We start from the raw sequence: 569 nt of genomic DNA, 5'->3' as shown, positions 1-569 counted from the left end.
AACGTAGGCCGGATAAGGCATTTATGCCGCCATCCGGCACAACCGCAGGTATGGAGCTTGAAGTGTCCTGCCCGGCGGCGCTGCGCTTGCCGGGCCTACAGGGGGAGCCCGCAGGAAGGAACGTAGGCCGGATAAGGCATGTATGCCGCCATCCGGCATAAATGGAGCGCACCAGTCGTAGCCCGGCTAAGCGTAGCGCCAGCCGGGAACGCTCCTTCGACAACGCTATCGCATCAGAACCACGCCTCAAACATCCCGCCGACGTTCAGCGAATCCAGCTGCTGGTCTTTGGTGCCGTTGACCTTCGCGGTATGCTCGTTGTCCACCTGACCGCCGGTCACGTAGAAGCGCAGCATCGGACGGAACTCCGGCCCCATGCCGATGGCGATGTTCTGCGACAGCGTCAGCTTCCAGCCGTGGTTATCCCCGCCCTGGTCGTAGTCCACGCGCTGGTAGCCCGCTTCCAGCCAGGTGGAGTGCACGTCGTTCCAGAAGTACATCGGCCGCACGATGGCGCCGTAGTTTTTGCGGTTGTCGGTATTATCTTTGCCGTTGTCGTAGTCGTGGAA

1 protein-coding gene is annotated in these 569 nt (G+C 61.5%); it reads right to left on the bottom strand.

Features of this window, described 5'->3' with window-relative positions:
• Nucleotides 1–233: 233 nt before the first annotated feature.
• On the bottom strand, nt 234–569 hold a 336-nt coding region (locus ABLV52_RS00640; protein ID WP_139165071.1), incomplete at its 5' end, for a carbohydrate porin.

It is taken from the genome of Klebsiella sp. GB_Kp056, from assembly GCF_040064755.1.
GTDB classification, from domain to species: domain Bacteria; phylum Pseudomonadota; class Gammaproteobacteria; order Enterobacterales; family Enterobacteriaceae; genus Klebsiella; species Klebsiella quasipneumoniae.
This window is presented reverse-complemented; position numbering and strand designations above follow the sequence as displayed.